10 protein-coding genes and 1 pseudogene are annotated in these 6,960 nt (G+C 31.8%); 5 read left to right on the top strand and 6 right to left on the bottom strand.

Annotation, left to right across the window (positions count from 1 at the left end; all coding sequences use genetic code 11):
• Nucleotides 1–174: 174 nt before the first annotated feature.
• Nucleotides 175–864 (top strand): Crp/Fnr family transcriptional regulator, encoded by a 690-nt coding sequence (locus tag V5784_RS05930; RefSeq protein ID WP_336888122.1) that lies wholly within the window; start codon nt 175–177, stop codon nt 862–864.
• A gap of 16 nt (nt 865–880) precedes the next feature.
• Nucleotides 881–1,651, top strand: a complete 771-nt coding sequence (locus V5784_RS05925; protein ID WP_336888121.1) for an SDR family oxidoreductase — start codon at nt 881–883, stop codon at nt 1,649–1,651.
• 110 nt (nt 1,652–1,761) lie between these two features.
• Here the strand turns inward: V5784_RS05925 and pcp are convergent, their stop codons facing one another.
• The 3 genes from pcp to V5784_RS05910 are packed head-to-tail and all read right to left on the bottom strand — an operon-like array spanning nt 1,762 to nt 4,018.
• A complete protein-coding gene (pcp, locus tag V5784_RS05920; protein ID WP_336888120.1) occupies nt 1,762–2,403 on the bottom strand; it encodes a pyroglutamyl-peptidase I in 642 nt (213 codons plus the stop codon).
• Nucleotides 2,404–2,414: 11 nt separating this feature from the next.
• Nucleotides 2,415–3,329 (bottom strand): DUF979 domain-containing protein, encoded by a 915-nt coding sequence (locus V5784_RS05915; protein ID WP_336888119.1) that lies wholly within the window; start codon nt 3,327–3,329, stop codon nt 2,415–2,417.
• Nucleotides 3,326–4,018, bottom strand: coding sequence for a DUF969 domain-containing protein (locus V5784_RS05910; protein ID WP_336888118.1), 693 nt, complete (start codon nt 4,016–4,018; stop codon nt 3,326–3,328). The genes V5784_RS05915 and V5784_RS05910 overlap by 4 nt, the downstream gene beginning before the upstream one ends.
• Nucleotides 4,019–4,228: 210 nt before the next feature.
• Between V5784_RS05910 and V5784_RS05905 the strand changes: the two are divergent.
• Nucleotides 4,229–4,369, top strand: a pseudogene (locus V5784_RS05905) (prepilin-type N-terminal cleavage/methylation domain-containing protein); the annotation flags it as partial.
• 771 nt (nt 4,370–5,140) lie between these two features.
• On the opposite strand, the gene V5784_RS05900 reads toward V5784_RS05905, so the two are convergent.
• On the bottom strand, nt 5,141–5,332 hold the full coding sequence (locus V5784_RS05900) for a hypothetical protein (protein ID WP_336888117.1): 192 nt from the start codon (nt 5,330–5,332) through the stop codon (nt 5,141–5,143).
• A 32-nt stretch (nt 5,333–5,364) separates the two neighbouring features.
• Complete coding sequence (locus tag V5784_RS05895) at nt 5,365–5,520, bottom strand: hypothetical protein (protein ID WP_336888116.1); 156 nt, start codon at nt 5,518–5,520, stop codon at nt 5,365–5,367.
• Between the two features lie 147 nt (nt 5,521–5,667).
• Between V5784_RS05895 and V5784_RS05890 the strand changes: the two genes are divergently transcribed.
• Complete coding sequence (locus tag V5784_RS05890; RefSeq protein WP_336888115.1) at nt 5,668–5,796, top strand: hypothetical protein; 129 nt, start codon at nt 5,668–5,670, stop codon at nt 5,794–5,796.
• 119 nt (nt 5,797–5,915) lie between these two features.
• Nucleotides 5,916–6,041, top strand: a complete 126-nt coding sequence (locus tag V5784_RS05885; RefSeq protein WP_336888114.1) for a hypothetical protein — start codon at nt 5,916–5,918, stop codon at nt 6,039–6,041.
• Nucleotides 6,042–6,090: 49 nt separating this feature from the next.
• On the opposite strand, the gene V5784_RS05880 is transcribed toward V5784_RS05885, so the two are convergent.
• A complete protein-coding gene (locus V5784_RS05880) occupies nt 6,091–6,711 on the bottom strand; it encodes a carbonic anhydrase (protein WP_336888113.1) in 621 nt (206 codons plus the stop codon).
• Nucleotides 6,712–6,960: the final 249 nt, after the last annotated feature.

Here is a 6,960-nt window from a genome sequence, read left to right as displayed (position 1 = left end):
AAAAAGGTATATTAATTTTTATAATAACGATAGAGGACATAGTTCTTTAGATTATGAAACACCTGCTAAGGTATATTTTGGTACTCAAAAAATTGCTTAAGTTTTTTCATAAACTGTTTGACAAACACGACCACCATATAAGTCGAGATAATAAGAAAAGGGGAGAAGAAAATAATGAATAAAGAATACTCTGCAATCTTTGATCTAAATAAACAAAACAATATGAGAAATTTTTTTTTGAATATTTTAATTCCTAACGGAAGAATAACCACCTACCAAAAAAATAATATTATCTGCCTTGATATTGTAAGGTCACTGTACATTGTAGTCTCTGGAAAAGTCCAAATATCCCTCCATGAAGAAAACGGCGATGAACAGCTTATCTATACTCTGTGTCCTGGGGAAATTTTAGGAGAATTCGAAATTTTTTCAGATATCTCTGAAAATTATACTCTTCATTTTGTAACGGATGCCAAACTATGTAAGATCGAGAAAGAGAAAGTAGATAGAGTTCTTCTAGAAAATCCCAGTTACTATTCATATTTTATTCATAGTATGTCTAGGAAATATCATTTGGCACTTTTTCAAATGAGTTTCAATAAATTTTATATCAATGAAGAAAGAATTCTCGAATTTTTAATCCGAATAGCTGCGATTAAAACTCCTGATAAAGAAAAAGATGTAGAGATCGATGGATATACTCATGAAAATATTGGAAATACGTTGAATATTTCTAGGATAGGAGTAACAAAACTCCTAAAGAAATTACAAGAAAAAAAGTTAATCACGATAAAAAGAAAACTTATAATAGTATTATCCATCTCTCAATTAAAAAATTATAGAAAAAGTATACAAAAAAAATAGATAGGAAGGTAATTTAATGAAAAATGCTTTAATAACAGGAGCCACCAGTGGTATAGGAGCCTCCTTTGCGAGAAAACTTGGGAAAGAAGGGTATAACCTCTATATTACAGGAAGACGTATAGAAATTATAGAAAAATTGGCCTATAATATTCGTAAAAAATACCATGTTAAAGTTATTGTTCTCTTAGCTGACTTCACCATCCCTCAAGAAGTAGACAATTTATTAAAAAAAATAGAAACAGTTCCCTTTGATTTTTTAATAAACAATGTGGGTTTCGGTCACGAAAAAAAATTCTTTGATGACAGCTATGAGAAACAATATGAAATGATAGAAACACATATAAATTCATTTTGTAAGATCACTCATCTTGTGTCAGGAGGTATGAGAAAAAATAAACATGGAAATATTATAAATGTCTCCTCCCTTGCAGGCTTTGCTCCTACATCTTTTAACCATCTTTATAGTTCTACAAAGTCATTTATAACAACATTTACAGAATCCCTCCATCTGGAACTCTCACCTTTGGGAATAAGAGTCCAGGCTCTCTGCCCCGGTTTCACGAGAAGTGATTTTCACAAATCTTTGAATATAAGGGAAGAAACCTTTAAAAACAAGGGACTTGTAAGGTGGATGGACCCAGATAGAGTAACAGAACTTTCACTCAGATCCCTAAACAAAAAAGGCGGTCTCTATATTCCAGGATTATCCAATAAAATCCTCTATACTATGGTAAAGATCCTACCCAGAAAATTATATTATTTTCTGGCCAGGAAAATGGAGATGTAAAATAATAGGAGATCTCTGGAGATCTCCTATTATAATTATAATCTATTTCTAATTTTTCTTTTCTATCGTCAATAACATCAAAGACCTTACATTATTTAGAGCTATAAAGTTTAGAATTCAGCTCCACCTGTTATCTTTAAATCTTCATTGTTTTCATATAGTCCCTTAATTGAAGCTTCGAGTCCCCTAGCTATAGATGTTAGATCCATAAATGGCGTATTTTTTTTATCTAGTACCTGCTCTGGTATGAAGGGAACATGGATAAATCCACCTTTTTTTACCAAAGCAAATTTATTTATATGATAGAGTACACCGTACATTACATGATTACATACATATGTTCCGGCAGTATTAGAGATCGAAGCAGGTATATTATTTTTTTTCATCTCTTCTACCATGGCTTTTATTGGAAGGTTTGTAAAATATGCATCCTGTCCATCGGCGTATACAGGTTCATCTATTGGTTGATTCCCTTTGTTATCTTTTATCCTAGCATCATCTAAGTTGATAGCCACTCTTTCTATAGTCATCTCATACCTTCCCCCTGCCTGTCCTACACAGATAACAACGTCAGGTTTGTGTTCTTTTATACCTTTTAAAATAGTGTCTATAGATTCCTTAAAAACTGTAGGAATTTGAAGTTTAATAACTTCCACTCCTTCTACCTTTGATGGTAGAAGTTTCACAGCTTCCCAAGCTGGGTTTATACTTTCATTTCCAAATGGATCAAATCCTGTAATAAGTAGTTTCATTTTTCTCCCCCTTAAAATGCCCAAAAATACATAAGTACAATGTGAACGCCTAACATTGCTATTGCGACAGGTGCCTGAGCGAAGATAACACCATTTTTATTTTTCATATCCATAATAGCTGCGGGAACTATATTAAAGTTAGCAGCCATAGGTGTAAGTAGTGTCCCACAATATCCTGCTGTAAGACCTAATATTCCAACTATTGCAGGGTTTCCACCATGAGCAAGTACAAATGGAACCCCTATTCCTGCTGTGATCACTGCAAAAGCTGCAAATGCATTACCCATTATCATAGTAAATATAGCCATGGCAAGACAATATACTATTACACCAGCTAAGATATTACCCTCTGGTATTATTCCACCCATCATATTTGAAATAACTGCCCCTACACCAGATAGTGCAAAAACTGATCCTAAAGCAGCTAAAAGTTGAGGTAATATAGCACTAGATCCTATTTGCTGAAGCATTCTAGATCCTTCATAACCTATATATTTTGGTTTTTCTTTAGTGATAATCATAGTAAGAATTAATGCGGCAATTGAACCTATACCTAAACCTACTAACCCACCTAATTTTGTAAACTGTGCTACGGAAAAAGCAACGAGTCCAATTGCAAGAGCAGGCACAAATATTATATTTCCAAATCTATTACTTTTTTCTATTCTCTCTTCCTCAGAGGCTCCTACTTGAGATCCACTGCCTACTTTCTTGAAAGCAGTCAACCCACCCATTAAAAATAATATTGCACCAACAATATGAGGAGGAATATTTTTCCCGCCTATAAAAATCATCCCAAATAATATCCAAAAGATCCCTGTTCCAAGTTTAGTTTTATGATTTTTATCAGTAAGTGCATATACTCCAGTACAAATTGCCACTATCCCCGTAAGGATATACATCAATTCTAGAATCATTCCTCTCATTCTTTTACCTCCTTTTCAACCTTTACTGTCTGTGTATTTTTTAGTTTCTTATCAGTCAAGTAGTTTTGAATAACTGAAAAGATAACAGCTATAATTGCTACTGGAATAGCTGCTTTTGAAACAGAATAAGGTTCTACTATAAACCCTAATTCTTGAAGAGTTCCAACAACAAGAAGTACTCCTCCTCCAGCTACAAAGACATTTTGTCCATAGAAGTTACCAAAATTTTCTACTGCACAGGCAACACCTTTAAGATGTTCTTTTTCATCTTCTGAGAGAGTCTTCTCTAAAATATTTTCAGAAGCACTCTCTGTCATTGGATAAATAAGTGGTCTGATAAATTGTACATGTCCACCTAATCTAACAGATAAAGCTGCTGCTATAGTTCTGATTACCATATAATAAGAAAGAATTTTTCCTCCTGAAACAGATTTCATCCCCTTTATACATTCAGCTCCCCTTTCTTTTAAACCACTTCTTTCTAATATCCCTATAACCGGTAATGTTAGTAGAAAAAGTGTCATATATCTAGTCTTTACAAAAGCCTCGCCTAAAGTTGTGAGTATTGTCATAAAGTCAACACCAGAAACAAGACCAGTTGTCACCCCTGCTATCAATACAACAGCAATGGTATCAAATTGAAATGAAAATCCCAAAATGATTATAAGTATTCCTATAAGTTTAATCATACATATTCCCCTCCTTTAATAAAATAATTTTACTTTCCGTATGTTGATAATACAGTATATCGGGTTAAAGTTTTGTAATCTATTTTACATTTATAAAAAAATTCCTGAAAACCAAAATATCTTCAGCTTTTTTATATTAAATTAAAATTAAATTTATTGACTTTTAATTAGGGAACACTAAATTAATATGCTAAAATAATGTGAAAAAAAGGGTTTACAATGATTGAATTATTAATAATAATCGCTATAATTGGTATTTTAGCTGGAACTATTGCACCAAAATTACTCAAAGAAATGAGAAAAGCTACAGTAGCTAAAGTACAACATAATTTAGAACTAAATAAGATCTAGGTTATCTCTAGATGAAACTTTCTTAGATGAGTTTCCAGATTTATATGATGAAGCAAATATAAATTTATTAAAAACCTATAGTATTGAGGCTACTCCTTCATTTACAGACGGAGAGGCTACTTCAAAAGTAGTTTATTCCAGTCCGGATGACAGAAAAAATATAAATATATCAGAGATTGTAAATCACTGTAATTTCATCTCTTTTTTAGGGCTAAATAAGTCCACTGAGTGGACCTTTAGTCCATCTAATGGACGTTTTGTCTAATGATTAGACAAATCTAAAAATACGCTCTCTATACCAATAGTACCAAGGGTTTGTGACCTCCTTATTTGATGTTTTTCAATGCTAGGGGTACAATTACAAAGGGAAGTTTTTAGGAGGGCTCAGGAGGCGAATGAGAGAGAATAATTGAAGGTCCCAAAGTTTCCGTCTTTGATACGGGATACTTTTTCTCTGCAGCTAGAAATAAGTATCCAAAAAGAGCCGGAAGGTTTATATGTTGTCTTAGTGAGTAAGTCACGATCGTTACTGTAGGAACAGTACTGCTGAAGTGGAACGACTATAAACTTCGCTTAAAATACTAACCATTACTACTTCGGTTTCCTTTTGACATCGTAATTTTCTTATAACTAGAAGAAAATTTTGTACTCGTCAATCGGGAAACCATAAGAAGGATGAGTTAGAGTCAGATCCTAGTCAGGCTCAAGAAAAAAAATCTCTTAGAGTACTCTCTAGTTATTTCTTTGTGAGCTTAGTGTAAGGACTTTGATTTATAAGTCCTCATCTATTTCAGAAATATAATGTTCAATAGTCTTTCCCTCTTTTATGGCTAATTCTATTTTATTTATTAATTCATCTTCAGGCATAGAATCAGGAATTGACATTAATGGAATCTGTTTTTCAAATTTCATATAATATTCATTCATATGCTGCCATAATCTAACGCTTATATCTCCCCACATAACAATCACTCCTTATTCAAAATTAGATATTTTTATATAATCTTACTGAATTCTTTAAACAATCCAGGGAAAAATTCTATTTGCCTTTGAGCTTCTAGTTCTACCACTACCTTCTCTTTAACTTTAACATTTTTTTCTATCTTTTTCCAAATAGTTCCTGGGTTTCCTTTGAAATCTGTTTTCTCCAAATCACTTACTATATTTGGATTGGTATTACGTCAAGCTCTTGGACAATCTCAAGATTTTTAAAAATTAAACTTTAAAATTTTGTTTTAAGCAAAAAAGTGGTAATATCATATTGTTTTTTAATGAATTTTTCAAAAGGAGAAATAATTATGTTATGTAATACTTTTATCGATTTAATAAAGGTGGTTGATCAAAAATTATTTAGTTCTTTGGAAGTCTTAGAACTTAAAATTAATTCGTTAGGTTTTGGAGTAGAACAACAGATTAATCTAGGATAAGAAATAATTTGAAAATTAATAGAGGGGATATGTTTTTTCACCTTACCTATGGAAATTTTAAAAATAAAATTAAGAGGTTAATTTTTCACCTTGGTTTTTCAAAAGGAGCATTTTATAGGATGAGTAAAGAAGAATTAAAGAAAAATAAAGAAGAATTATTGATTCGTTTCCCAATTTTAAACGATAAGTCTAAATATGTAATAATATTAGAAACTAATTATATAGCTATAAATTTTTTAAAATAACTAAAAAAACCCCCAAGATGGGGGTTGAAAAAACGTTATTTTTTTATTATTATTTCATAGGGATAAATGATTCTTTGATATCATCATAGTACTCTATTTCACCTGTTTCTATCTTGTAATACCAAACATGAAGGTGTAATGATCCCTCATCGACCCTTCTTTTTACTGCTGGATATGTCAATAAATTCTCTAGTTGGAAGATAGCAGAGAGTTTTTCTGTATTGATAAGTTTTTCCTTCTCAGATCCTCCTACTAATTGTGCTACTTTTTTGGCTTCGTTACCTAATTCCAGCCATTTATTTGTGTGAATCAAGTCATCATCCTTATCCAAATCCTTATAGAGAGATTTGATAGCTCCACAATGGGAATGTCCACAAACTATTATATCATCTACTTTTAAAACTGATACTGCATATTCTATTGCCGAGGCTGTTGAATGATAATCTTCATCAGGTTTATAGGGAGCTACGAAATTCCCTACATTTTGAATGGTAAATAGTTCACCGGGTTTAGACCCTGTAATCAACCCTGGAATTACTCTGGAATCACTGCATCCTATAAATAATGTTCCTGGATGTTGCCCATCTTTTACTAGTTTTAAATATAAATCTTTATTTTTTTTAAATTTTATTGCTTTAAATTTTTGATGTCCCTTTAATAACTTTTCCATCTGACCTCCGATGTGATCTAATTAATCTATATTATACCATATTTTTTAAAAAATTCAATGAGCGATGAAAGTATAAATAAATAGGTCTATGAAATTTCATAGACCTAATTTATTACAGTGGTAATATTACTTTACCGTATTTTTCGTTTAAAATTAGAGCTGCTGCTTCATACATTGCAGATAATCCAGCTACGATTCCTACATATCCAGCAATTTTCCCAAGTAATGCACTCTCAAAGAAAAAATGTA

This window comes from Psychrilyobacter sp., assembly GCF_037132775.1.
Lineage (GTDB): Bacteria > Fusobacteriota > Fusobacteriia > Fusobacteriales > Fusobacteriaceae > Psychrilyobacter.
This window is presented reverse-complemented; position numbering and strand designations above follow the sequence as displayed.